At 47.8% G+C, this 24,114-nt stretch carries 24 protein-coding genes and 2 pseudogenes; 17 read left to right on the top strand and 9 right to left on the bottom strand.

The window, feature by feature from the left end; all coding sequences use genetic code 11:
• Positions 1-178: 178 nt before the first annotated feature.
• A complete protein-coding gene (locus ACTJKB_RS20380; protein ID WP_440836203.1) occupies positions 179-2,455 on the bottom strand; it encodes a preprotein translocase subunit SecA in 2,277 nt (758 codons plus the stop codon).
• Between the two features lie 514 nt (positions 2,456-2,969).
• Entirely contained in the window at positions 2,970-3,206 is a 237-nt protein-coding gene (locus tag ACTJKB_RS20385; protein WP_440836204.1) for a hypothetical protein, read from the bottom strand.
• On the opposite strand from ACTJKB_RS20385, the gene ACTJKB_RS20390 reads away from it, so the two are divergent.
• Positions 3,205-3,477, top strand: coding sequence for a hypothetical protein (locus ACTJKB_RS20390; protein WP_440836205.1), 273 nt, complete (start codon positions 3,205-3,207; stop codon positions 3,475-3,477). The genes ACTJKB_RS20385 and ACTJKB_RS20390 overlap by 2 nt on opposite strands.
• Before the next feature lie 469 nt (positions 3,478-3,946).
• On the opposite strand, the gene ACTJKB_RS20395 is transcribed toward ACTJKB_RS20390, so the two are convergent.
• On the bottom strand, positions 3,947-7,747 hold the full coding sequence (locus tag ACTJKB_RS20395; RefSeq protein WP_440836206.1) for an endo-1,4-beta-xylanase: 3,801 nt from the start codon (positions 7,745-7,747) through the stop codon (positions 3,947-3,949).
• Positions 7,748-8,242: 495 nt separating this feature from the next.
• Here ACTJKB_RS20395 and ACTJKB_RS20400 point away from each other — a divergent pair.
• A pseudogene (locus ACTJKB_RS20400) lies at positions 8,243-8,487 on the top strand (transposase); the annotation flags it as partial.
• A 391-nt stretch (positions 8,488-8,878) separates the two neighbouring features.
• Here the strand turns inward: ACTJKB_RS20400 and ACTJKB_RS20405 are convergent.
• Together ACTJKB_RS20405 and ACTJKB_RS20410 are read right to left on the bottom strand one after the other, a co-directional pair.
• Positions 8,879-9,001: pseudogene (locus ACTJKB_RS20405) on the bottom strand (sulfurtransferase); the annotation flags it as partial.
• Positions 9,002-9,128: 127 nt separating this feature from the next.
• A complete protein-coding gene (locus ACTJKB_RS20410) occupies positions 9,129-9,644 on the bottom strand; it encodes a DUF975 family protein (protein WP_440836207.1) in 516 nt (171 codons plus the stop codon).
• Between the two features lie 436 nt (positions 9,645-10,080).
• Between ACTJKB_RS20410 and ACTJKB_RS20415 the strand changes: the two genes are divergently transcribed.
• The gene (locus ACTJKB_RS20415) at positions 10,081-10,995 is read left to right on the top strand and encodes a hypothetical protein (protein WP_440836208.1); all 915 of its coding nucleotides are present in this window, start codon (positions 10,081-10,083) and stop codon (positions 10,993-10,995) included.
• A gap of 197 nt (positions 10,996-11,192) precedes the next feature.
• Positions 11,193-11,741, top strand: coding sequence for a hypothetical protein (locus tag ACTJKB_RS20420; RefSeq protein WP_440836209.1), 549 nt, complete (start codon positions 11,193-11,195; stop codon positions 11,739-11,741).
• 158 nt (positions 11,742-11,899) lie between these two features.
• Here the strand turns inward: ACTJKB_RS20420 and ACTJKB_RS20425 are convergent, their stop codons facing one another.
• Positions 11,900-12,787 carry a sulfurtransferase gene (locus ACTJKB_RS20425; protein ID WP_440836210.1) on the bottom strand — a complete coding sequence of 296 codons (888 nt, stop codon included), beginning with the start codon at positions 12,785-12,787 and terminating at the stop codon, positions 11,900-11,902.
• Positions 12,788-13,128: 341 nt separating this feature from the next.
• On the opposite strand from ACTJKB_RS20425, the gene ACTJKB_RS20430 reads away from it, so the two are divergent.
• The gene (locus ACTJKB_RS20430) at positions 13,129-14,133 is read left to right on the top strand and encodes a phosphotransferase (RefSeq protein ID WP_440836211.1); all 1,005 of its coding nucleotides are present in this window, start codon (positions 13,129-13,131) and stop codon (positions 14,131-14,133) included.
• A 5-nt stretch (positions 14,134-14,138) separates the two neighbouring features.
• Here the strand turns inward: ACTJKB_RS20430 and ACTJKB_RS20435 are convergent, their stop codons facing one another.
• Positions 14,139-15,536: a cryptochrome/photolyase family protein gene (locus tag ACTJKB_RS20435; protein WP_440836212.1), complete on the bottom strand. Its 1,398-nt coding sequence runs from the start codon at positions 15,534-15,536 to the stop codon at positions 14,139-14,141.
• 220 nt (positions 15,537-15,756) lie between these two features.
• Between ACTJKB_RS20435 and ACTJKB_RS20440 the strand changes: the two genes are divergently transcribed.
• From ACTJKB_RS20440 to ACTJKB_RS20460, 5 genes are read left to right on the top strand one after another with little or no spacing between them, the layout of a single operon-like run.
• Entirely contained in the window at positions 15,757-16,728 is a 972-nt protein-coding gene (locus ACTJKB_RS20440) for an ABC transporter ATP-binding protein (RefSeq protein ID WP_440836213.1), read from the top strand.
• Complete coding sequence (locus ACTJKB_RS20445) at positions 16,721-17,467, top strand: ABC transporter permease (protein WP_440836214.1); 747 nt, start codon at positions 16,721-16,723, stop codon at positions 17,465-17,467. The genes ACTJKB_RS20440 and ACTJKB_RS20445 overlap by 8 nt, the downstream gene beginning before the upstream one ends.
• Positions 17,467-17,841, top strand: coding sequence for a GntR family transcriptional regulator (locus ACTJKB_RS20450; RefSeq protein WP_440836215.1), 375 nt, complete (start codon positions 17,467-17,469; stop codon positions 17,839-17,841). The genes ACTJKB_RS20445 and ACTJKB_RS20450 overlap by 1 nt, the downstream gene beginning before the upstream one ends.
• 13 nt (positions 17,842-17,854) lie before the next feature.
• Complete coding sequence (locus ACTJKB_RS20455; protein WP_440836216.1) at positions 17,855-18,556, top strand: ABC transporter ATP-binding protein; 702 nt, start codon at positions 17,855-17,857, stop codon at positions 18,554-18,556.
• Positions 18,550-19,281, top strand: coding sequence for a hypothetical protein (locus ACTJKB_RS20460; RefSeq protein ID WP_440836217.1), 732 nt, complete (start codon positions 18,550-18,552; stop codon positions 19,279-19,281). Before ACTJKB_RS20455 ends, ACTJKB_RS20460 begins: the two co-directional genes overlap by 7 nt.
• A 176-nt stretch (positions 19,282-19,457) precedes the next feature.
• On the opposite strand, the gene ACTJKB_RS20465 is transcribed toward ACTJKB_RS20460, so the two are convergent.
• Entirely contained in the window at positions 19,458-19,838 is a 381-nt protein-coding gene (locus ACTJKB_RS20465) for a PilZ domain-containing protein (protein WP_440836218.1), read from the bottom strand.
• Between the two features lie 184 nt (positions 19,839-20,022).
• Entirely contained in the window at positions 20,023-20,307 is a 285-nt protein-coding gene (locus ACTJKB_RS20470; protein ID WP_440836219.1) for a hypothetical protein, read from the bottom strand.
• A gap of 524 nt (positions 20,308-20,831) precedes the next feature.
• Between ACTJKB_RS20470 and ACTJKB_RS20475 the strand changes: the two genes are divergently transcribed.
• From ACTJKB_RS20475 to ACTJKB_RS20505, 7 genes are all read left to right on the top strand, one after another.
• Positions 20,832-21,098: a hypothetical protein gene (locus tag ACTJKB_RS20475; RefSeq protein ID WP_440836220.1), complete on the top strand. Its 267-nt coding sequence runs from the start codon at positions 20,832-20,834 to the stop codon at positions 21,096-21,098.
• A 22-nt stretch (positions 21,099-21,120) separates the two neighbouring features.
• Positions 21,121-21,318 (top strand): diguanylate cyclase domain-containing protein, encoded by a 198-nt coding sequence (locus ACTJKB_RS20480; RefSeq protein ID WP_440836221.1) that lies wholly within the window; start codon positions 21,121-21,123, stop codon positions 21,316-21,318.
• A 495-nt stretch (positions 21,319-21,813) separates the two neighbouring features.
• The gene (locus ACTJKB_RS20485; RefSeq protein ID WP_440836222.1) at positions 21,814-22,617 is read left to right on the top strand and encodes a glycoside hydrolase family 73 protein; all 804 of its coding nucleotides are present in this window, start codon (positions 21,814-21,816) and stop codon (positions 22,615-22,617) included.
• A gap of 5 nt (positions 22,618-22,622) precedes the next feature.
• On the top strand, positions 22,623-22,901 hold the full coding sequence (locus ACTJKB_RS20490; protein ID WP_074083675.1) for a holin: 279 nt from the start codon (positions 22,623-22,625) through the stop codon (positions 22,899-22,901).
• Positions 22,902-22,995: 94 nt separating this feature from the next.
• Entirely contained in the window at positions 22,996-23,418 is a 423-nt protein-coding gene (locus ACTJKB_RS20495) for a hypothetical protein (RefSeq protein ID WP_440836223.1), read from the top strand.
• A 128-nt stretch (positions 23,419-23,546) separates the two neighbouring features.
• On the top strand, positions 23,547-23,684 hold the full coding sequence (locus tag ACTJKB_RS20500) for a hypothetical protein (protein ID WP_167374602.1): 138 nt from the start codon (positions 23,547-23,549) through the stop codon (positions 23,682-23,684).
• 121 nt (positions 23,685-23,805) lie between these two features.
• On the top strand, positions 23,806-24,090 hold the full coding sequence (locus ACTJKB_RS20505) for a hypothetical protein (RefSeq protein ID WP_440836224.1): 285 nt from the start codon (positions 23,806-23,808) through the stop codon (positions 24,088-24,090).
• The last annotated feature ends 24 nt before the right edge of the window (positions 24,091-24,114 follow it).

A 24,114-nucleotide genomic window follows, 5' to 3' on the forward strand; every position in this document is an offset into this window, starting at 1 on the left:
ATGACTGTGGGGAAAAGCTGGAGTGACCAGGATAGCTATGAAGGGAATGTTCGTAATTATTAATTACATCTCCAAGCGGCTTAGATGCATTGGCGATGTATTATTTCTGCCCCGAAGTTAACACGGAGTCAACGTTTCGCTTCGGAAAACATTTTCTGTTCTGAGAATGGTTCAGTCTTCAATATTTGGACAGCTTGAATACCGGCTTCATAATCATACGGATCCAATAAGCAAATACAGTCGTTCCGGTCCATGTGCTGCGCTTATTCTGTAGGTATTGATCGTTGATAATATAAGTCCTGGTGGAGGCAGGGCTCTTCAAACCGAGCTTTTCCCACTCCGCCGGGTCATTCGAACCTCCGAGCCTTTCAAGCATTTTTTCCGACGCACTATTTACTTTAAAAGGAATTTGCTCATAGGCTTCTGTGATTTGCGCATGAAATTCGTCGATCGGATTTCGGCTGGCAAGGCTCTCCAAATGGATGCTCTCGCGAAGGTAAGAAATGTACGCAAGATGTTCAGCCCAGAACTCGTCGATATAAAAAAGTCTGACTCGCTGCTCCGAAGGACTCATCGGTTTCTCACCTTTCAGAATTCGGAGCCGCTCCTCGTATAGAAGCCGCCTCTGATCCTCCACCATATCTGAATAGCAGTTCAATTCCTTGTGGATATCGAAGTTTTGGCCCATAACAATACGCTGAATACTTGTGATCTTGCTGCTGAGTAATGGTTCTTCAAGAGCCTTATCCTGCTTTGGATCGCGAACCGCTTTATGGATGCCGAAGCGAAGCAGTAACTCGTCCTCCATGCTTACATAAATAACAGAAGCTCCCGGGTCACCTTGACGGCCGGAACGCCCACGCAACTGGTCGTCGATCCGCACACTTTCGTTCACATGGGTGCCAATCACATATAACCCGCCCAGCTTAGCGACTAGTTCTGCTTGCGCGGGGTCGCCACCGCCGAGCCGGATGTCCACGCCGCGTCCCGCCATATTTGTAGACACCGTCACTGCGCCGATTTCTCCCGCTTTGGCGATGATGTCGGCTTCTTCTGCGTCGTTTTTCGCATTGAGAACATGGCAAGGTACACCAGCAGCCACTAGCGCCTCAGCAAGTATGGCAGACTCTTCGACGCTTGACGTACCAATGAGAATTGGACGTCTCGTTCGATGGACGGATGAGATTTCTTGTACGAGTGCCTTAAGCTTGGCTTCTTTATGGGTATAGATCCTGTGCGGATAGTCGATCCGGATGTTTGGCCGGTTCGGCGGGATTTGCACGACCTGCAGCGCATAAACATCTTCGAAGTCCAATGCGGAAGCATGTGCGGTTGCCGTCATCCCGCAAATCTGCGGATACAGGCTGATGAAGTGTTGAATGGTGAGCGTCCCGAGGATTTTTCCGCTGGTTGTGGAGTACAGCCCCTCTTTGGCCGTAAGCGCTGCTTGCAGCCCGTCCGGCAAATACCTGTTCTCCGCCACACGGCCGGTGTATTCTTCAATTAGCTCGATTTTGCCGTCCCGGACGATATAATCGATGTCTATTTTTAATATGGATTCCGCATGCAGCGCGCAATTTAATGACGTCAGCAAGTGACTGTTGTGGCTATCGTATAAATTGCCGCATCCCAGCAGTGATTCCGCTTCCGCAGCGCCTGCTTCATTTAAGTAAACATTCCGCTGGAACTCGTCGAAGTCGTAATGCTCTGCTTGCTTGAGCTGCCGAGCCACTTCTGCGAAACGAAAGCCGTCGCTCCTGGAAGGGGCCGAATCGCCGCTGATGACTAGCGGCACCCGCGCTTCGTCGAGAAGCAGCGAATCCGCTTCGTCGACGATGACGTAGTGGAAAGGACGATGCACGGTATAGGCTTCGCTTAGAGCAATTGTATCGCGCAAGTAATCGAATCCCGCTGCTTTAGCCGTAACATATGTTATATCCTTGGCGTATGCTTCCCGTTTCTCGTACAGGCTCATACCTGCTTGAACAGAGCTTACCGTTAACCCGAGGAAACGATAGACCGGGCCCATCCACTCCGCATCCCGCTTAGCCAAATAATCGTTTAAAGTTAGCACATGAACGCCTTTTCCAGTCAGTGCATTTAGATATACAGGCATAACAGCAGAGAGTGTTTTTCCTTCACCAGTATGCTGCTCGATCAGAAATCTCTCATGTAGAGCAATGGCAGCCATAATCTGGACATCGTAAGGCTGTAATCCGAGCTTTCTCTTCGCTGCCTCGCAGACTAACGCATAAGCATCGACAAGCAGCTCATCCAAAGGTGTACCTGACCGCGCTTCTTTTTGCAGCCGGAGGGATTCCTCTTGGAGTCGCCCGTCATCCCAGGCTTCCATATTCCGTTTCCTAATGAGCTCCGTTTTGTCCCGATAGACCTTTAGCTTATTCTGGGTATTACGGTCTTTGAATTTTCGCATGAACTTGACGGCTATATTCAAATGAATTTGATCTCCCCTCGGTCGACATACGCTTAGTTTTGAACAACATTTACGTTGATCTGTTGCTTGCCAGCAAACGCCAACTTTTTGAAAACCATGTGGTTGAAAGTAATGGCGAATGGAATTGTCATTTCCAGTTATTGGTTGGTAGGATTGTAGCTTATGTATTGCACAATGTAAATACTATTTTGCATTTTGGAAGCTTCATAGAATCAAATAGTAGAGTGTGAACTGTTGAATGAGCATCGCTGGAAGTTTTGCTTCAAATCCACATACCGGTCATCGATCCATAGAACATGCTCGTCTGTTATTATACGGTTGAAGGGGCAGCATAAAGCTGGTCTTGGAGGTGTGACCGGAAGAGAGGATTTAATGCGGGATCATCTTTCTCCGCTTGTGGTTGAATCCGCATTGACTTGACATTTTGCAGGGTGCTCTTTAGCACAAAAAGCCCACGCAGGACGCGGGCACTTCATGTAAACTATTCCCCGTAGCCATCGGATTCTCCTCATAACTAATCCAGTCGCTCCAGCTCCCTACATATAGATTCAAATTCAAATACAATAATACGCAGCCATCGCGGTGCAAGCTTTAATTTCTTGATCCATGAGCTATTCCACTCTAAATAAAATTTCGCTTTACGCCAGAAGAAGGCTGTTGATTTAGGTGATTTACGGTTTACAGATCCTCCCAAATTCAGGAAAAAGAATCCGGCGTCTTTACCCTCTACATTCTCCAAAAATTCACGCATGGACTTAATTTCCTTATCCGAGAAAGGATTTCTGGCAAACCCACTAGAGAACTGGTTGCTGGACCTTTGGGTCAGCGCCGGATCGGGAGCTAATAAAAAGCTCACTACTTGGGGAGTCGGTGGAAAAAAGATGTACCTGTTGAAAGGGTCTGTTGATTATGGAAATGCTGTTGTAACAACACAAGAGGTTTACAGCACAATGATTGATGAGTATGCATTCAATTTCATTGTTACATACACAAATGATGAGTCAAAGGCTGAAACGGATTAGATTTTGGAATCTGTATCTTTTAAATAAGAGAGGATGAAAATCAGTCAAGAGTTAAAGTTATCACTTACATATTTAATAAACGTCCCGATGGGGCAAAGGCTCCGTCATCCACCCTTGAGAGATAGAACGAATGAATGTAAGGGCATAGACCCAGTGTGACATGGGAGGGTAAACCCCAAGGGCGAATGGATTCACTATGCGATCATAATCAACTATCCACAGTTTTGGAATGAAACGATGCTAAGCTCTATCCCCGCCTACGCTCTTACGGAAAATCGTGGTGCAGACTACGTTCTCTACTAGTACCTCGCAAACTGTCAAGGTTGAAAAACTAAGAAAAAGCGGGTAAACAGGCGAAAACATCACTTTATAGTGAGAGAGATGTGTAGAGATGATGAAGGACTTTAATAAATGAAGCCTTCCCCCCGCGGCAATGGGGAGGAAGGCTTCTTTGTTGCGATGTCTGAACTTACATTAATTTAAACAATCCGTAAATGATAACTGCTGCTTGAGCGCGCGTTGCGTTGCTGGCAGGGGCAAATGTCCCGTCCACCATGCCGCTCACAATTCCGGCTTGTTGCAATGCTTTAATTGCTTGTGCTGCATAGACCGAAATGCTTGAATCATCGGCAAACTTGATTTCATTAACGGTATTTTGCAGCTTGATATTTGCCTTCGCTGCGGCACGATACAGCATAGCGGCCATTTCCTGCCTGCTGATTGCATCGTTGATGCCATAAGATCCGTCCGCTTTTCCGTTGACGATACCGAGCTGTTGAGCCGAAGCAATTGCTTGATAATTCCAGGTGCCTTCCTTCACATCTGTAAAGGTGCTGTTTGTCTTATCGCTGTTCAGATCAAGCGCATTCATCAGCATTTGGATGAACTCGGCTCTGGTAACCTGATTGTTCGGCGCGAAAGCTCCAGTTTCAACTCCTGCAACAATACCTCGCGCTTCGAGAGCTTGGATGCTTTCCACCGCCCAAGGTACATTGTTCACGTCTTTGAATGCGGAAGCATTGGCCTTGGCGACGTATTTGCTGAAGTGCTTCGGAGTAAATTCGACTTTGCCCGTCGCTGTTTTGTACTTCCCATTTTTGACGATTTCCAGCTTGCCGTTATCATCGATGTTATAGACGACGACATTGTTTGGATTTTCACCCGGCTTCAGGGTGTAACCCATGCTGACTTTAACGTCATTTCCGGTGAATTTCGAAATTTTTGTGCCGTTGATGCTTAAGTTGAAATTGTAGACGGTATTTCCGCCTACTTGGCTCCTTGCTGCGTCGGACAGCGACGCCGGGTCTACGACGGCCACGGACAATTGAACGTTGCCGGTACCGCTCGCGTCGTTGTGCTTCAGCAATTTCGGATCGATTGTAACAGTTGCCAAACCAGTGTCGATGACGATCGATTGGATCTGATCCGAAAGTGCTTGAACTTGATCTGCCGGCAAGTTGACTTGAACTTCTTTAACGCCGGCAGCGGGTTGTACTTGAATCGTCACGGATTTGTCTGTTGATTGACTGACTCCTTGATGGAAATCACTCGAACTGATGGTTACGGAAGCTGTACCGTTGCTGTCCGGATGAGCCTTTGCAGTGATATGATTTTTATCAACTGTGATGTCAGATCCCTGCGTCGTGGGCGTAGTCGTAGTCGTAGTCGTGGTCGTAGGCGTAGGCGTCGCAGCTTTGACTGTTACAACGCTTGTTGCTGTAAACCCGCTATCAACAGTCGTTGCGGTAATCGTTGCAGTTCCTGCTTTGACAGGAGTAACAAACCCATGGTTGTCCACAGTCGCAACGCTCGAGTCGCTGGAGCTCCACGTCACAGCTTTGTTCGAAGCGTTGTTCGGTAGAACTGTTGCCGTCAATGTTGCAGCGGTGCCCCCTGCTGTCAGCGATAAGGTCGATTGGTCAAGCGTAACTCCGGTTACCGATGTCGTAGTGGGAGTCGGTGCGGCCGCAAGTTCCAATGTGCCAATCTGGAATAGATCCTGATAAGAAGTCCCGCTAGCGTCGTTCCAAGCGTACGCGCCAATGCGCGCACCGTTCATCGCTTCGTTCACCTGAGTGTCAAAGCCGATCTGAGTGCCAATCGCGGGCGAAATTTGAATAAACGGAATCTTCATCTCGACGTTGTAGGAGTACGTATCCTCGTTGACCGTCGCAGAGGTCATCTTCGTTGCAATACCCTGATTATCTGTCATGCCTGCGTCTACCGACGCAAAGCCGTCATACCGAACGCGGTAATGTCCGGAAGCGTTCGAGTACATGGCGCTGGAGCCGTTCGTCAGGTCAACAACCACTTCGACTGAATCCTGTTCCCAAGGGTTTGCGTTCCCCTTGTCCAACGGTTCGGACGGATCTTTGGTCACCTGCGCGAGTACGTACAGGTTCGCGTTGTCCCACAACATGCGAGCGGTAGCGGCCGGCATGTGAGCATCCGCCTTCGTGTTACCTGCTTGCGTTACATTGATATTGATAGGCGTTGTCGAATTCCAAATGTCGTCTATTTTGCCGTCGATGTTGGGCGTTCCCTTCGCGGCTGTTGAGGTTTTGCCCCCAGCAGGCTTTGTCGGAGCGTGGTAATTCGCAAGGTAATTAGCCGGGTCAATCACAGCGTAAAACGCGTCTTTCGGGTACAGGTTGCCGTCGAACAGCAACGGGCTGCCTTCAGACAACCAGCTGTTGGTGTCTGTCAGCCCCCAGATGGAGATGCGCTGCACCGTGTCCTTGAAGTTGGGATCGGTATAAACCTGCATCAACCGCGCGTACTGTGCGGCTTGGGCTTTTACCTGCTCGGTTGTCTGCTGTTTGTTCGTTCCTGCGGAGATGTCCAGCTCGCTGATTGAAACTTTGACGCCGATATTCTTGAACATCTGTATCGTCTTTCTCTGATTGTTAGGGTTGGTGCCGAGGCCGTTATGCTCTTGCAAGCCGACACCCTGTATGAGCTGCTTGCCAGGGTGATCCAAGGCCCAACGGTCATTAATGTCTTTCACCATGTCGCGAACTGCTGCGGCCTTATTCTGGTCATCCATACTATAGTCGTTGTAGTACAACAGAACGTTGTAATTCGGCTCCGCCGCACGGGCGTACTTGAACGCCTGTTCGACGTAGTTCGCGTCCGTCGCCTTCAGCCACGGGGTGGATTTCAGGTAGCTGTGCCAGTCTGTCGGACTAAGAGAGCTGTCACGGACGGTGCCCCCCATCGCTTCGTTAACGACGTCCCACGAGATGATGTTCTGCGTGCTCGCGTTGAACTTGTCGTCAAAATGCGTTAGTACAGAGTTAATGTACGCGTTCATGTTCACATACGCCCCATCCGCGGTCAGACCTGGGTTGGATGGAGTCGAGTCGGAGCTGGAGATCTTATCGTTGTTCAGCCATGGAATCGATTGCCCTTCCCAGACGAGCGTATGCCCATGTATTTTTAGGCCATTGTCGATCGCGCTCTGAAGCTCTGTGTCCGCTTCGGTAAAGCTCAGATCCGCGACGTTATGCGTAGAGGCACTGGTGCCGATCAGCGAAGCTGGCTTCATCGCGTTCTCAGGCGTCACAACGCCGAACTGGGCTTTCAGGACGGGCATGATTGAGTCTTGCATGTAATATGGGCCGATGATATTGCCCATCAAATAATCCGGGTACGTATCCTTAATGCTTGGTAAGGTGAGTACATCCGGGTTAATCGTTGGTGTTGGTGCAGCACTAATATTATTTACAGTAGTTAATGTAGCCGCTCCACTTGATGTAAAGAGACCAACCGTTTGGTCGTCAAAGTTGGCTGTGTAAACAACAGTGCCACTCTCGTCTTTAATAACAAAGTTGTCGATGTAGTAAGTTATATTCTTGGCATCCGTATTTCCGCTATCACCTTTTTTAACATACTGGATATTGGAGCCACTTGTGTCTGTATAAGTATACGTCGCTGAATAGGAATTCCAAGCTGGGCTTGCCGCGCTTAAAGCTCCTGAGTCTTTAATCCAGTTGTAGCCGCTAGTTTGTAGAATAATGCCTGCCACATCTTGGTCAGAGGTGTATAAATCATATGAGAAGGTATAGGTTGTACCGGCAATGAGGTTTAAGCCGATTGCTCCTGTAGGTATTTGCACGCCATCCCACTGTTTCCCGCCTGTGGTTTGAACTTTTAAGACATAATTTCCGTTCGTACTTGCCGCACTTGCCTTTTGCGCGATCCCAAACTGCGGCAAAAACAATACAACCGCAAGCACTAACATCAAAATCTGCTTAATCCGTCTGTTCATCGTGTTACTTCCCCTCCCAAAATAAATATTATATAGCCTCCCGGCATTCGCCGAGGCTTGCGGCACAAGGGTTTTCTTGTACCACCACCCTGTCGATAAATTTGGCAACCTAGTTAAAGCGTTTACATTTTTACTGAAATATGTCCTCCTTTCGAGAAATAACAACTCAATAATAATGTAAATGAAAGCGCTTTACAGTACACATATTAAAGAAGGAACCACTAGAATTTATAGCTCAACTTTCGGTGCGACCAAGCTAGGTTGTGGAGTGTAGCAGGTGGAAATCCTGTTTGGAAAGGCTAAAGAAAGCCACCAATAGCGAGTCTTGGACGGTTGGAAGCAATTTCAGACATTACGCGTAGACAGTCAGATAGTAGGCCTGAAAGTGATTGAGCCTCGAAAAGAGTAAACCAGAGGGGTCGACGTTGTCGAAAGTACGGAAGACCATACTCATTCGTGCGCTAAAGGCAAGTAGGAATGAGTTCTCCCGGGGTCGGCATGATGGAGGGCATCGACAAGCACAGTCATGGCTACAAACGTCCTCAGGAAGCGCTTTGTTCGGCTCCGCGTGATCGCAGCCATGCTGGATCGAGCCATACAAGCGGGCATTTCGGCACCCTACGTACTCAAGGATAGTTGGTTTACGCATTCGCCGCTCATTCAAGAAGTAATCCGTCGCGGGTTGCATGTCGTTGGCATGGTCAAGAGCGATTAACAAGCGCTATCTCGTGGCGGGGAAGCCCACGCCACTAATACGCCGGATTGTTGAACCCATTCGCACTCGTGGTATGGTTCACCTCGATTAATTCTAAACGACCGCTATGATGGCTGACTTCGTGTTGAATCCTCTCACATAAGTTTAATGCGTTGACTTCTAATGAAAACTTGTTGTCAGTTTGAACCATCCAATGGTATACCATCAATTAATATTTAAATAGACCAGAACTCTCCAACGAGAAATTCTGGCCTTCTATTAGACATTACTTGAGATACGAGTATGCGTTCGGTATGGTATGCCGCCAGTATGTACTTTCAGCAACCGCGTGTTGACTTCGTGTTGATTAGAAGTCATAAAAATACAGAGCAATGGAGGTCATCTCACCATGCTTTGTATTTGGACTTAGCTTACTGTTATACGTTTATCGGCTTTTCTTCATCTCCGGTTGCTATGGGGTTGTACCCGTAGCTAATCCAGTCGCTCCAGCTCCCCGCATATAACCGTAAGTTGTTGAACCCTGTCTTCATAAGTGCCATGTCCTGGATTCTATTCGGGGGGACCTGCTAGGACAAATCAACATACAAATTGATTTGCAGAAATAGCGGGAAGCTGAGGGGAGTGTATTAGAACGATGGAAGATCGCGGGCGAAAGGGCTGGTGAATCTAACTGAGTGCTAATGAAGATGAATCAAGGATAGTGGAGCTGCTGCAGCACTTGAAGCCTAACGCTATAGCAGCTTCATTTTGGTATGAATGAATAGCAGATACGATACTGATGCCGAGTGCCAGCAGGCCAAGCAGAATCCAGCCGATAAAACTCAAATCAAGCACAAACATGTTGAATTTATGCCCGTGAGTCATTTGCCTGCTTAATTCTACTGCACGCTTATATCCGATGTTCGGATTACCTGCAAGGATGTAAGGTACCTGACTGTACGCATAGGATTTTATTATTCCTGGAATGATCAGTAACAGGAACCATAAGAAATTCAAAAAACCACTCCAGAGCATGGTTAGAACTATAGCCCAATACCGTTCCTTGTTAAACGCATAGCCAATATTGCCCATACGGACTTCACCCTCGGCAGATTGCTTGAAGTAACGCAAAGAACCTACTTTAAGAGGAGAACCGATCAGGATATAAAATGCAATTCCAATGACACGAGGTGCGGAGTACATCCTTAGCCCTTCGCTTTATTTCTTTGCGATCCCACATAAAAACCTCTCTCCAGTTTGCATTTTGTTCTTCGTCTTACAATTGATACCATAGATTATACGAATGCACAAACAATTAATTACAATAATATTTGACTGAGTACTGAAGATTGCAGAAATTATGCTGGAAACAATGTTAATGGCGGGTATCCATTGAGCCTGTATACATCGTGCTACGCACTAAAACCCGCATACTGTGCTGGCCTTTATCACTATTTTTTTCCAGTAGCCACCGGAACTTAGCCTAATCCATCTGCAATTTCAGTGAGACGTTCCTTAATTCATTCCGAATTTACACCAGGCTGCCTATATGATCCATGTCCTGATGGGTGATAATAAGCCCAATAAACGATATAATCTCCGTAAAGCTCCATTCTGGATAGAAAAGGTGAATCACGATATGAATCCATTTACTAGAAAAGTCAAAGTGCCTTACATCAGATTCCGCAAAGCCAACACCCTCCGAAATGACTCGACCCAGCATGACTGGCAGCACTGGGCGGGCTACCGGGATCAGATTCAGCAAGTTCTGGAGCAAACGCTGGAACATAACCGCTGCGGGCGCGGGCATATTTTACTGCTTGGGGCCGGGAACGGAAACGATGTGCCCATTTCGTACATCGAGTCAATATTTGAGCGGATCACAATCGTCGATATCGATGAAAAAGCGCTGGACCGCTTTCTGGCCAAGTCGGCGCACCCGGAAAAATACGAATGTGCTATCATTGATTTGACCGGAGTAGGAACGGAAGTGTCATCCCCGGATGACTTGAAAGCAAAGGTTGACCAATTGTTGCCCAACGTGGATTTCTCGCCGCTGCACCCTCCTTTTGATGTGGTCATGAATTTATGCTTCACGACGCAGCTCATCTCCGCCTTCTTTTACCGGAAGAAAAACAAGGTTACTCATACGCCAGAATTCAGCGCTCAGCTGGATCGGCTGCTAGAACGGATCCATATCAATATCTTTCAATCTTTGCGAGGCCTCCTGGCACCCGAAGGGTTGATTGTCCATTTAACCGATACTTTGCTGCTGCAGCACATCAAAACAACCGGCTATACCAGCCCGGCTGCTTTTAAGACTTTGGAGCTGACGGGAGGGAATCACCGGGAAAACTTGGACCTGATATACGGGCATCTGCCGGAGATGGCAAAACAAGGCTTGTGCCTGCCGGGGGCGTTTGTCCACGTTCATCCGCAAATTATGGGGTTGTATAAAGTTGAATTAAGGTTTTCGCTGCTGTGGGAGTTCGTCCATGACGAAAATGAAGACAGGGATTACTTTGTGAGCGCGCATGTGCTGACCAAGCTGTAGCGGAAGGTAACCGACCCGGCCTTTAGCTGGGACTGACAAATGGGGGACGGATCCTGGGGGAAGCGGTCTTGGCACTCAGTGAAAATTCTGCTGCGTTTATTTACAACTTGGATACAATTCGGCTTCAAGATGGATACAATCGGCTGTTAAGATAAGCTCGAACAAAGAAAACAAGACACGAAGGAGAGGAATCAAACATGCGTCACCCCCAATGGATCGCAGCTTCAATCGCCACAAGCATACTTTTCACAGGAATATCGGCTCAGCCGTCCTCGGCAGCCGGTAATACGGAAAGACAGGCAGCGTCTGTCGCTTCGAATTCCGTCGCAGCCTCCCAAAAGCTGAACTTCACGGTGAGCGATGTGCCTTATTCGTCCGCTGAGTACAAAAAGATCATTCAAGCCTTTGCTTCTTTCTACGGATTCGAAACCGCCTACGTGCCTACCCGGATGATCACAGGCGATTCCTTCTCAAAAGTAGGCGTTGCCGGCGACAGCGTTACCTTTTTCTTTAAATACATGAGAGTTTCCGTGTCCCCGCGCGATTATTCCCACAGCTATAAAGGCACCGTAGTCACATTGCCTGAATCCAATAATGTGAAGGGTAAATGGTATAAAGTAAACGGTACCGACATGCTGACGTTCCCTTTGAAGGACCGGTACGTTACCATCTTTGCTCCTTATCATTCGTTAAGCAAAACCAAGCTCGAGCATGTGGCCGTAGATGTCAGCAAATACGCGCCTTGAGTCTGTGCAGCCATTGTAACATGCGCGAATAGCTGGAAAAGCACAGGGAATCCGTGTTTTTTGAAAACAAGTTGCACCGCCAGTGTAGCGGTAATCAGCACAAAAAGCCCGCGTCGGGCGAGAACCCGGCGCGGGCTTTTGCATGCTTATGCCATTGTTCATTCCTCTCCCGTAGCCACGGGATTCTGCTCATAGCTAATCCAGTCGCTCCAGCTGCCGGCATACAGTTTCACGTTCTTGTAACCTGCCTTCTCCAGCGCCAGTACATTCGGGCAGGCGGTTACACCGGAGCCGCAATAGACGATGATCTCGGCATCTTTGTCCAACTCAGCAAAGTGCTCCTGCAGCTGCTCAGTGCTCTTGAAGCTTCCATCCGCATTCTGCGTCTCTTTCCAGAAGAAATTAACCGCTCCCGGAATATGTCCGGCTGTCTTGTCCAGCGTCTCATTCATGCCTTGATAGCGGTCATTCGCACGGGAGTCGATTAGAATCGGGAGGGCAAGGGCAGAATCCGCAGCAGAAGACGAAGCGTGCACTGCAGCATCAATCGTCTGTTCAGATATCCGGCGAACCTCATCAACGCCAGCCAGCATCTGGACCTGGACCTTTGGCACAAAAGTACTCGGAACGCGCACCGGCTGATGATCCGTGACCGGGAACTTCTCGGCTTTCCAGGCACTGAATCCGCCTTCCAGAATGAAAACCTGTTCATGCCCCAGATAACGAAGCAGCCACCAGAGCCGAGCAGCGTTCATTCCGTTCTCATCATCGTAGGCAACAACACGTGAATCGTTGCCTATCCCGAGTTTGGCTAGTCGTGCAGCAAGCACCTCCGGGTCGGGTAGAGGGTGGCGCCCGCCGTGCTCCCCTAACGGACTGGACAGATCCAGTTCCAAATCGAGATAAATGGCACCCGGAATATGTTCCTGCTCATAACACTCCCGACCAGCATCTGGTTTACCGAGCGTAAACCGGCAATCTACAATCGTCTGCTCTGGCTCATATAGCCTTGCCAGCAGCCATCGTTTGGAAACAGTTGCGTCCATAGGTATCCCATCCTTTGTGTATATCAATATGAAATTTATTATAGCGGAAAAATCAGAGGAGCCTCAAGATAAGCTCCAAATATTCTATTTCCGGTTCACAAACTTAGCTTTGAGGGCAGCGGTTGCCAGCAGCAGTCCCATGATCAGTGAAGTAAGTGTTTTTTGGCGATTTGACATAACCAGACACTGATTTTACAATTGCCCTTGAACTGATTAATATTTTTCACCTGAAAATACTGCTCGTAGATTTGTTCTACATCGGCCACATGTTCAACACCTTACATATAAGACCCGCTTACGGGAGATTCGTTACAAAACAATTAAGAGAGGGGCTTAAGCCTATGGAGAAAATGATAAGCCAGGCCTGGCCGGCTTGGAGCGGAACGCTAAGGAAGCGGAGCGGCGGCTGGAATAATACAACCTATTTTGTGGAAAATAGTACTCACCGTGCCGTACTCCGCATCTATGATACGCACAGGGACAGAGATAAAATCGAATTTGAGCATGCCGTGCTGGAAAAACTGGGAGGGCAAGATTTACCTTTCAAAGTACCGGTACCTATATGCACCCTGGATGGAGATACAGTAGTTCAGCTGAAGGATGCGGACGGCAAATTCGCCTGCCTGTTCAAATATATAGACGGAGATTCACCGGCGGAAGAGGAGAACGGATATTTCGAATCCTTCGGGCAAGCTGCGGGTGGGTTATCCACTGTGCTGTCTGACATCAATCTTGAGCTGGATCCGGTGTACAAGCCTTATTATGAGCTGAGGCAGGCTTATCCACTGTGCACCGCAGAAGTAATCCATAAGCTCTGTCTGAAGCTGCCAGTACCGTTTGCAGATCTTGCTCCAGAGCTGAACATGCTATATGAAGCTTACGACAACATCGCTGGTTCACTGCCCGAACTGCAAGAGCTGCCGCATCAATTGGTACATGGGGACCTGAATGCTTCCAATCTGCTGGTGGAAACAACCGATCACCGGCAAGTAGCCGCGCTGCTTGATTTTGAATTCTGCACCTTCGATGTCCGGGCGATGGAGCCGGCGGTTATTCTGTCCGGGCTGCTTGGGCATGCAGAGGAAAAGGCAGCAGTCCGGGATTTTTGCCGGGGCTTCAGCCGCCATATCCGTCTCTCTGAAGCAGAAATTGAAGCTATTCCAGTGCTGATGCTGCTTAGAAAAGTAGATGTTTTCCTTCATTTTGTCACCCGATATCTGGAGGGTACCGATGAAATACATGTGCTCCGGGAGCAGGTGAAACTTTTGTCAGAAGATATCATTCAGTTATCGGCCGGGACTTCTCTTATTCTGGAAATTCTAAAGGAAGAACAAGAGGGAGCTTGAAGCTGCTATCCTTTACTTTGAAGAATCTCCTTATAGGTTTCGATTGCCAGTGCCCGTGAACTTTTTAGATCAACTATGGCACCGGGGCGGGGCAGATGGATTTCTTTGTCCGACAAATCTGTCAGCTCCGGCAGCCAGGTGCGGATATAGCTTCCGTTTGGATCATGAGTCTGCGATTGGGTGACCGGATTCATAATTCTGAAGTACGGGGAGGCGTCAAAGCCGAGTGACGAACTCCATAGCCAGCCGCCCCGGTTCAGCACATTATCGTAATCGCTAAGCTTCAGGCGGAAGTACCGTTCTCCGTAAATAAACGGACAGCCCAGATTCTTAGTGAGGAACATCGCGGTAATCATCCGCAGGCGGTTCGGCATCCAGCCCGTTTCGTTCAACTGGTGCATAGCCGCATCGATTACCGGAATACCTGTGTTCCCCTGGCACCAGGCTTCAAAATGTCTGGTACCCAGACTAGTCAGATCAAAGACCTTCTCATAGTTGAAAAAATCAGCATCCAGACGGGCCTGAATCAAATAAAAATCCCGCCAGGCCAGCTGCCGCAGCCATTCTTCCGCTCCGCGTTCTTGCTCCGTCAGCCTTGTATAGATCATCCGTACTGAAATCGCCCCTGTATTTAAATGCCGGCTGATCCGGCTCGTACCATCCTCCGCATATTTATCGCGTCTCACCGTGTAATCCTGCAGATTCTCACTAAGGAAATGATCGAGTGTACGATTCGCGTCCAGGTCATTGGTCCGTGAGGATAGTTGCCAGAGCTGCTGGCTAAGCTCATCCGGAACCCTGAAGGCGGTTGTTACACTTTGCTCCAGGCTGGTCGTTTGCAGTTCCTTCAAGCTAATGGAATAGGGGGGATGGAAACGTTCTGCGACGAAGGTGCGCCAGCGGCGGTAAAAAGGTGTAAAGACCTTGTATGGCTCCGCCCGCCCGCTCCACTCCATGAAATCATCCAGGTCACAGAGCATACTGTCGGAATAAGTCTGAAAACAGATGCCAATTGAGGATGCTGTAGCATTCAGCTGCTTGTCCCTCTTTACAGCATAAGGTGTGTAATCTGCATGAACCATTATTTGCTCAATGGGATGGGTCTGTACCAGCTTCTTGACGACTGTATCTGGCTCACCGTACAGAATATGCAGCTGCTTGCCCGTCCGGATGTAGTCCTGCTGCAGCCTTGCAACTTGCGCGAGAAAGTTCAGGCCGCTGTGTTCAAGATACCGCTTCTTCCCCAGCAGAAAAGGATCAAGGATTAGTACATGCAAGCTGGCTACACCAGCAGAATGGATGGCATCAAAGGCCGGTAGGTCGATCGTCCGCAGATCTTTGCGGTGAATGAAGAGTATCATAATCGCGGTTTCCTTTCCGAAATAGACTGATCTTTTGATCATAGCGGGACCATACTGCTTCCGCAAGACAAATACTTTATTACCCGTAACATGCTGAAGGATATCAATGCCCTCCATTTGTAGTGCAGCTTTGTCTCCGGTCAATTGAGTCTGGAAGAATTAGGCTTTACAAAACCGATGAGTCGGTGTACTATTTAACTAACACACCGGTACAATAGAATATTCAACCGGAAACATTTGATTTTAAATCCAGGAGGGTGCCATGAATCAGATTGCATATCATGTTGAATCATCAAGTGTTGGGAACGCGCCGATCGTACTTCAAATGAATGGCGTCAGTAAGATCATCAAAGGGAAAGCGATTGTTGATAAGCTGTCCTTTGATATCCGTAAAGGAGAAATTGTCGGGCTGCTCGGACCTAACGGAGCCGGTAAAACAACCACCATCCGTATGATGACCGGCCTAATCCGTATGTCGGAAGGAGATGTGCTGGTTGACGGACACAGTATCCGCAATGACTTCAACAAGGCCATCGCCCACATTGGCGCGATCATCGAGAACCCTGAGTTTTATCCCCATCTGACGGGTTATGACAACCTGAAGCAATATCAGCGGATGAGCGACGGCATCACGGATGCACGGATTGATGAAGTGGTACAGCTGGTCGGCCTGCAGGAGGCAATGGGTAAGAAGGTAAAAGCCTATTCCCTGGGGATGCGCCAACGGCTGGGGATCGCCCAAGCGCTGCTGCAAGCACCAAAGCTGCTCATCCTTGATGAGCCTACAAACGGGCTGGACCCTGCGGGAATTCGTGAAATGCGTGAATATATGCGCACGATCGCTGAGGTGGAAGGCATATCGATCCTGATTTCGAGTCATATGCTTACGGAGATTGAACAGATCTGCCACCGAGCGGTTGTCATTCAGAATGGCCAACTGATCGCAGTAACTCCGCTGGGAGAAGAAGTGAAGGTTGGGGGCGAGATTCCCCTTGCCATCCGGGTAGATAAGCTGGAAGCTGCGCTTACGGTTATCAGAGCACAGTCAGGTGTTCAGTTCATTCGGACGGATGAGGCGAATTCTGAAGTCCTTATCAGCATGAAGGATAACGAAGTACCGGGGCTAGTAGCAGCTTTCAGCGAGGCGAGAGTAGGGGTCTATCGTATTACAGATAACAAACAAAGTCTTGAAGAAGAATTCCTGAAATGGACAGGAGGGAACCGCATTGCGTAAGATTTATAATCTGGTGCTGAATGAATGGATTAAATTATCCAAGAAACGTTCTTTCTTTGTTGCCTATGCTCTTTTAATCGTATTGCCGTTTTTGGTAGGGTACATTGTGCATTCCGTTGCGGCAGATCTTTTTGCTACCGGGCCTGCGTTTGCGGCGGAAATGATGATGCCGACGGCTATTGGCCAAGTGCTGAGTATTCTGGTCATTATCGGTACAGCGGGTATTGTCACCAAGGAATACAGTCAGGGCACGATTAAATTCCTGCTGATCCGTGCGCGTAGCCGTACTGCCATCCTGGCCTCAAAATATTTGACCGTCCTGCTGTACGCACTCAGCCTGACTGTAGTAACAACTTTAGCAGTGTATGCTTCTGGCAGCGTGTGGTTTGGAATGGGTGGAGATAGCCTGGGCATTGGTGATGTTCTCACTTCCGTACTCTACAATAGCGTGTATCTGGTGATGTACACTGCGCTGGCTTTTATGATTGGAATATTGACCACTTCTACTGGCGTAACCATAGGAAGCACGATGTTTGCTATTACAATTAGTAATTTGGTCATTTTCCGCGATTTCTACAAATACGTATTATTTCCCAACATGAATCTGGCTGCTTATGAAGGGGGAGGAGCACCGATTCCAGGAATGACGCTGCAATTCTCTATTCTGGTGCTGTCCGTATACTTTGTACTGTTTCTTCTGGCGGGATTTATGGTGTTCAGACGAAGGGACGTTGCTTGATGACCATAGAATTTGACAACAATCAGCCGATTTATCTCCAGATCATGAATTATATGAAAGGGGAGATCGTTACCGGAAAGCTGAAACCGAGCGACAAAATCCCCTCCGTACGTGAATTGGCCGCTGAACTACAGATTAATCCGAATACGGTGCAAAGAACCTTTCAGGAACTGGAGCGTGAAGAGATCGTGGAAACCCGGCGTGGGATGGGCAGATATGTGACCGGCAATGAACAGACTATTCTTACTATTAAAAAGGAGATGGCACAGGATGTGCTGGAACGATTTTTCCGCGGCATGCAGGAGCTGGGCTTTCAGAGTGAGGAGATCCTGACGGCTGTAGCGGAAAATATTGCTTCAAGGACTAAATCATAGGGGGATTGTTTCAGTGGACAGGATACTTCAAGTTGAAAATGTGACCAAAAAATACGGTTCCAAGCATGCCCTGAACGGGGTCTCCTTGGAACTCAGCGCCGGTAAAATCGTCGGCCTGCTCGGCAGCAATGGCAGTGGGAAAACTACACTGATGAAGCTGATTGCCGGGCTTGCCCAGCCGACTTCGGGGAAGATTTCCGTGTTGGGTGTTCCGGTGGGAGAAGCGAGTAAATCGCTAGTGTCTTTCATGCCAGACCGTCCCTTAACTGAATCATGGATGAAGGTAGGAGACGCTCTCAAGTTTCAGCAGGACTTCTATCCAGACTTTGATCTAAGCAAAGCAAAAAAAATGCTGGAATTCATGAAACTAAGGGAAAGTGACAAGGTCAATACCTTGTCCAAGGGAATGAGCGAACGCCTGCAGCTGACCATGGTGCTCTCGCGCAGAGCCAGCTTATATATTCTGGATGAGCCAATCGGCGGAGTTGACCCTGTGGCCCGGACAAAAATACTTAATGCGCTAATGGAGTTCTACGAGGAAGACAGTACGATCCTGCTCTCCACGCATCTTGTAACCGACATCGAACGAATATTTGATGAAGTGATCTTTATCAAAGAGGGTGAGCTTGTCCTGCATAGTGAAGTAGAGGAGATCAGGCTCCAGCGGGGAAAAAGTATCGATGAGCTGTTCAGAGAGGTGTATGCAGAATGTTGAAGCTGATGAAATATGACTTGAAACGCAGACAGGAGCGGATCCTCGCTTTCTTCGTCATTATGCTGCTTGTTCAGGCTGGAATATGGATTTCGAACAGCTCTATGGGGGTTGATCTGCTCTCCTATAATATGATGGCATATGGCGTTTTTGGTTGTACCCTGCTGCTCTTTGCCTTTTTCAACTATGTCCGTTACTTAAAGTCATATGCCAGAAGGCTTGTGCCGGTAGGTACTTTACAGAATGTTCTCTCACCGCTGTTGCTCAACTGGATTCTGCTGCTGCTGGTGACGGGGCTTGCTGCGATCCATCTAGGTCTATATATTCTGGTTTACTCCTCTGATTTTCTACCGGTGAATTTCTGGCGGGTGGCATCATGGTGCATATTCAATCTCCTATGGACCGCCGGATTTGAACTGATCCTCTTAATGTTTGCCATCACCATAGCCAAAAGCCTTCGGGTAAAGGGGACCATCTGGATTGCTATCGGTGTTTTTGTGATGATCGAGAACGGAATAAGCTCTATTGAGAATCAGTTTTGGGGAAGCTACATTAGTGCACTGAATAACGCATTCCAGTTTAAGGTTTATGATGCCTCTGCAATACGTACCGGACTGAAACTATCCGATATCGGAACTAACTTCTGGGCTCTGATCTTTGAGGCTGCTGTTGGAGCCATACTTATTTATGTAATGAAGCTGTTGATCCAGAAAAGGATTGAAGAATAAATTTATAGGTTCCGGGAATGTTCAAAATGGAATGCAATGGAGCGAAAGTATGGCCCTGGGCTGTGCTTTCGCTTTTGCGTATGTAAACTTCATCTACCTCAGTTCAAGTGAACTGACAACGCGCATATCTTAAAAAGACGTCCTCCTTGTGGAGGGCATCTAAGATGATGAGCCTGCTATAATCCTTGTGCTCTGCGAGTATTGGTCCAGATCTCCAATTCACGCAGCAGCTGCTCTTCTTCGTCTTCCTGTAAATCTAGACGGATTCCGTACTGGAACTGGCCCAGTCCAAACATCCATCCCCAACGCACGCTTCCTTCAAATTGCAGCTTGTCTTCCGCGAGCTGAAAGTGAATGATCAGCTTCGTATCACCAGAGGTAAAGCGGAGATTGAGCGAGGTGCGCACCTTGCAGCCTGAACGGCTAAGGTCAAGCAGCACTCCTTCTGTTAATTTTCCGGCACCTGGACCGGAATTGCTCGCGGGAAGTTCCAGCCAGCATTCAATGGGCTGGTTCATCACGTATCGGAACGGTTCTTTTCTGCTGGAGTCGTCCATTTGTACCTCCGCTGTTTTTTTTGCTATTATATCGAACTGCAATGATCTGGGCAATCTACTAAAGTGCTATTTTTAAAAGAAAAGATTTAAATTTTCTGAAGACCAACAGAAATACCCTCAGCCTCAGTTGAAAGAGGGAGGGTATTCAGAAATTAATGGGGGACTATGTAGGCTATTTAGTGGATTACAGATTGTAAAGGGAAGACATGCAGTCAACGAACATCTTGTTGTATTCAGACCGCGACAGGTCCCGTGATGAAGCGATATCTCTGCCCAGGAATTCAAACCAGGTAATTTCAGTGTTATCCTTTTTATAGAAGAATCTTTCATGCTCCATAGAAAAAACGGCATTGTCATATGAAGGGACATGCTCATACTTGAGCTCGGTACCCTGCTTCTCGGAAATTAAGGTAGCCAGAAGGATAAGCATCTTGAATGGATCATCATACATTTCAAATTGTTCTGACATCAGAGATCACTCCTTTTAATGGTTGATGAGCAGATTATACTACAGTGTCTTTATGTAAGCATTCCCAATCCGGCAACAAAGTATTATTTTGCTATAAGCAATGAGAAAAATGAAGAATGAGAATCATATACAAAATATGTATTTAATAATCTTGTATCAAGGGAATCAGTCTACCCGGTCTGTCGAGCTTAGTATCGGAGGTTCCCTCGCTGCAGAGGCCTATCAGATGTCCGAGAAACTGGATCATTTCATGTGGTCACGGACTGGAGAGGTAGAGGTGCTTAGCAAACTTAATGCATTTCAGATGCCCGTGGACAAAAAGGAAGCTGACGGCTTATTGAACCAATTAAAAAGCAGTCTGCCTGTGTTCACCTGGGGGATTTCTGGATTCGAAAGGGAATGTGCTCTCATCTACGGACAATATCCTGCTCAGTCAGAATATAAGCCAGCGCCCCGTGTTTCAAGAGGGTTCAAAGGGAACATACATCGGGGATGTGCACGATGCCGTTTTATTGTCGAAGCTATTGCCGAACCCAAGTGGTGAAGCCTTGCAGTTTGTGGACATAAGTGTGCCTGTCCATACCAGGGAAGGACTGGTGACAGGGGTGCTGGCAGCACATTTGAGCTGGAAATGGTCCAGAGAAGTAGAGAGATCCATAGTCACTCCGCTCAAGGAGCGTTTAAAGGATGTAGAGGTTTTTGTAGTTAGTCAAAAAAATGACAACATTCTTCTGGGGCCCAAGGAGCTGGTTGGTAAGAAAAATAGTGATCCTTCACACTTCTGCAACTAAACCCATGCAGGAGGCTGAGATTGTGGCCTCGCGAATTATTAACAAGATAAACCTGCCGATCATTCAAGGAGAAAATATCCATGTGGGGTGCAGCGTGGGGGCTGCAGTATGGTCCCCGGATGGTGCGGACACCATTAAAACGCTGCGTCTGGCCGACGAGGCCTTATATATCTCCAAACGCAGCGGAAAGAACCGGATTACTTTTGAGGCAGCCTGCTGATTTTGGAATAAGCAAAAATAGAGCTTTTCTTTAATGGGTCAAAAGAATTATTAAATCTGGCATGAAGAAAGGATTTATTCTTCCAGCGATAAGCTGGAACTGGCGGTATAAGTTAAGGTCAGCGTAATCTTTTACGCGGATTGGACCACCACTTAATCCATAGATATCCTTCGTCGTCTCGAAAAAATTTAACCCCGACCCAGCTTAGAGGTGTCCAAAATTCTTTGAAATAATATGAAGGCATAGGATATTAGACCCTCCTTAGTAGTTAATTATTACTATACTACTGTAAATATATGAAAATCACAAGAATTGTATGTTTAATATTACCAAAACTACTCTTACTTCTATATTACAGGGTGCTGCAAAAAAACGCGGGAGCGGATGCTCCGGCGTTTTTTTGCATTCAAACCTATTAAAAACAAGATATCCATAGGGAGCAGCACAAGCAGATTATCTTAACGAGCATTTTATATAGAGAAAGGATGTGATGAGATGACCGAGAAGGAATTTATTGCTGCCATTGCCTCCTTTGCAATAGCCGATATGCGCCGAAGCGGTATTGCGGCCTCCTTGACGATCGCACAGGCAGCGCTTGAATCCGGCTGGGGAAGTAGTGGATTGACGGTCAGGGCCAACAATCTGTTCGGGATCAAAGGCAGGGGGCCAGCCGGCAGCATCACGATACAGACAACTGAATATCAGAACGGGAAAGCTGTGCAGGTATCTGCGGCTTTTCGTGTCTATAATAACTGGGGAGAATCGGTTGCGGATCACTCTGCACTGATCCGGGACGGGGTTTCGTGGAACCGAAATCTGTACAGCAAGGTGATTGGTGTAGGCGGAGCCGACGCTGCAAAAGAGATCGCTGCGGCAGGTTATGCCACGGATCCCGGTTATGCTTCGAAGCTTATTCAAATTATGAATGCCAATAATCTGTTTCAATATGATGAGGTGGAGGAGGATGATGAGATGTCGGCAGAGGATAGACAGAAGCTGGCCATTCTGGAAGTGCAGCTGCAGGAGCTTCAACAGCTTGTCAATGGACTGGGAGCAAGCAGGGATACGCTAAAGACAGGAGTTCAGGAGCAGGGTCAGACCCTCAAAGACGTGATTGAACGGCTGGCAGCCATAGAAGGACGTTCAACCATGAATGTTCCGGAATGGGCGCAATCGGCCGTCAGCGCCGCAGCGGCTGCGGGACTGTTAGATACACCTTCCCAAGGCAGTTATGACTTCTATAGAACGCTCACCGTATTATACCGGGCAGGCCTCATCACAGCGAAGAAGGAGGGTTGATGAACATGGTGAACGAGGCGCTGAATAATGTTCTTGCGTTTGCTTCAGTCTTGGCTGTTTTTGTTCTCGCGTTGGTTCAATTGGTAAAGAGCACCGTGAACCTGCCACGAAACCTGGTTCCTGCCGTTGGGCTTGTGATTGGCCTGTTTGTCGGTGCTGTAGCTTACCCGTTTACCGAAATGAATCTGATTCTGCGCCTTTGGGCAGGTGGACTTGCCGGATTGTCCGCAACCGGACTTTTCGAGCTTGCATTCAACAAGAGGGATGGTTCAACCAAGGACTGAAACCCGTTTATCATTTAGGCCTTGCTCACAGGCCAGTAGACCAAGCAATAGATAGCGTTCCGAAATACAATAAGGAAGGAAAGGAGGTGCTCATATGGGAACTTACTTGGATGCAAGAACTTCACAGAATGCCAGTACTGCCAATTCCATTGCCATTCCGATTCTGGTGATCAATACGCCTCAACTATTCGGTCAGATTGGCCTGATTACTGAAGGAATTACGACGAATCCCCGAGTGCTGCTCAAGGGAACTGTATCTATCCAGCTTCCTCTCGCTTTAGTAGGTATTACTATAACAATTGTCAGAGGGACATTGCCTACAGACCCGGTAGTATACTCAGCGACCTCCACCTTTAGCTTAAGTGTCCTGGCACCACAGGTGATTGCATTCTCTGCTGCTGATTTTTTACCACCGGTTACACCTCAACTTACGTATACTGCATTTGTCTCCTCCAATCTTCTGGGTTCAATTCGTGTCGGACCGGAGAGCTTTGACGGAATTCTGGCATCGGATTAATGAACGGCATCCTGCCCTTTTTGAAAAATTCACAAGCAGCGGCCTAAAAATAAACCGTTTAGCCCAATCTGTACGGGGTCCGGGGACATATTCTGTTGTGTAGTGATCAAATTGGAGGAGGTAATCTCATGGGTGCAGATTGTGGTTATGGCGGTAATGTGGGTGGCGCTAATGTTGGCCCTGTTGTAAGTCCTTTTACTTCGACAGGTGCGATTCTGGTGCTTTACATCCTTCTGGTTATTATTTTGAGTGCCTGCTTCATCTAAGTACAGGAAATGGGCGCGATCTCTGAGCAGAAATGCCGGGTCGCGCTTCTTTGCCCAGTTGTGAAGGACAAGCAGTGTAATATAGAGGAGTAGTGTAGAATAAGAGGGTACAGTTTTGTGTGTGAAGTACATTATTTATGAGAGTGGTGAAGTTATGGAAGAGAAAGAAAGAATTTATATTGTACTCAAACTGATTGAAGCGGGTGTACCTCTGGAGAAGGAGGCGCTGGAATTGGGTGAGGAGGATTTTAATGAAAGAATGGAGGAAATTTTTGATGACCGGCTGGTAGAGAATATCATTTTCACAAGGTCCGGCAACAGGCTGCTTGGCGTCAACACACAAGGTGTGAGATTGACCCGGCGCGGCAAAGATTTTATTTTCCTGAAAGAGGCCGGAAGGATGTGAGTGAATAAAAGGTCAATTCCATGA

It is taken from the genome of Paenibacillus sp. 22594 (assembly GCF_052044425.1).
Taxonomy (GTDB): Bacteria; Bacillota; Bacilli; order Paenibacillales; family Paenibacillaceae; genus Paenibacillus_AQ.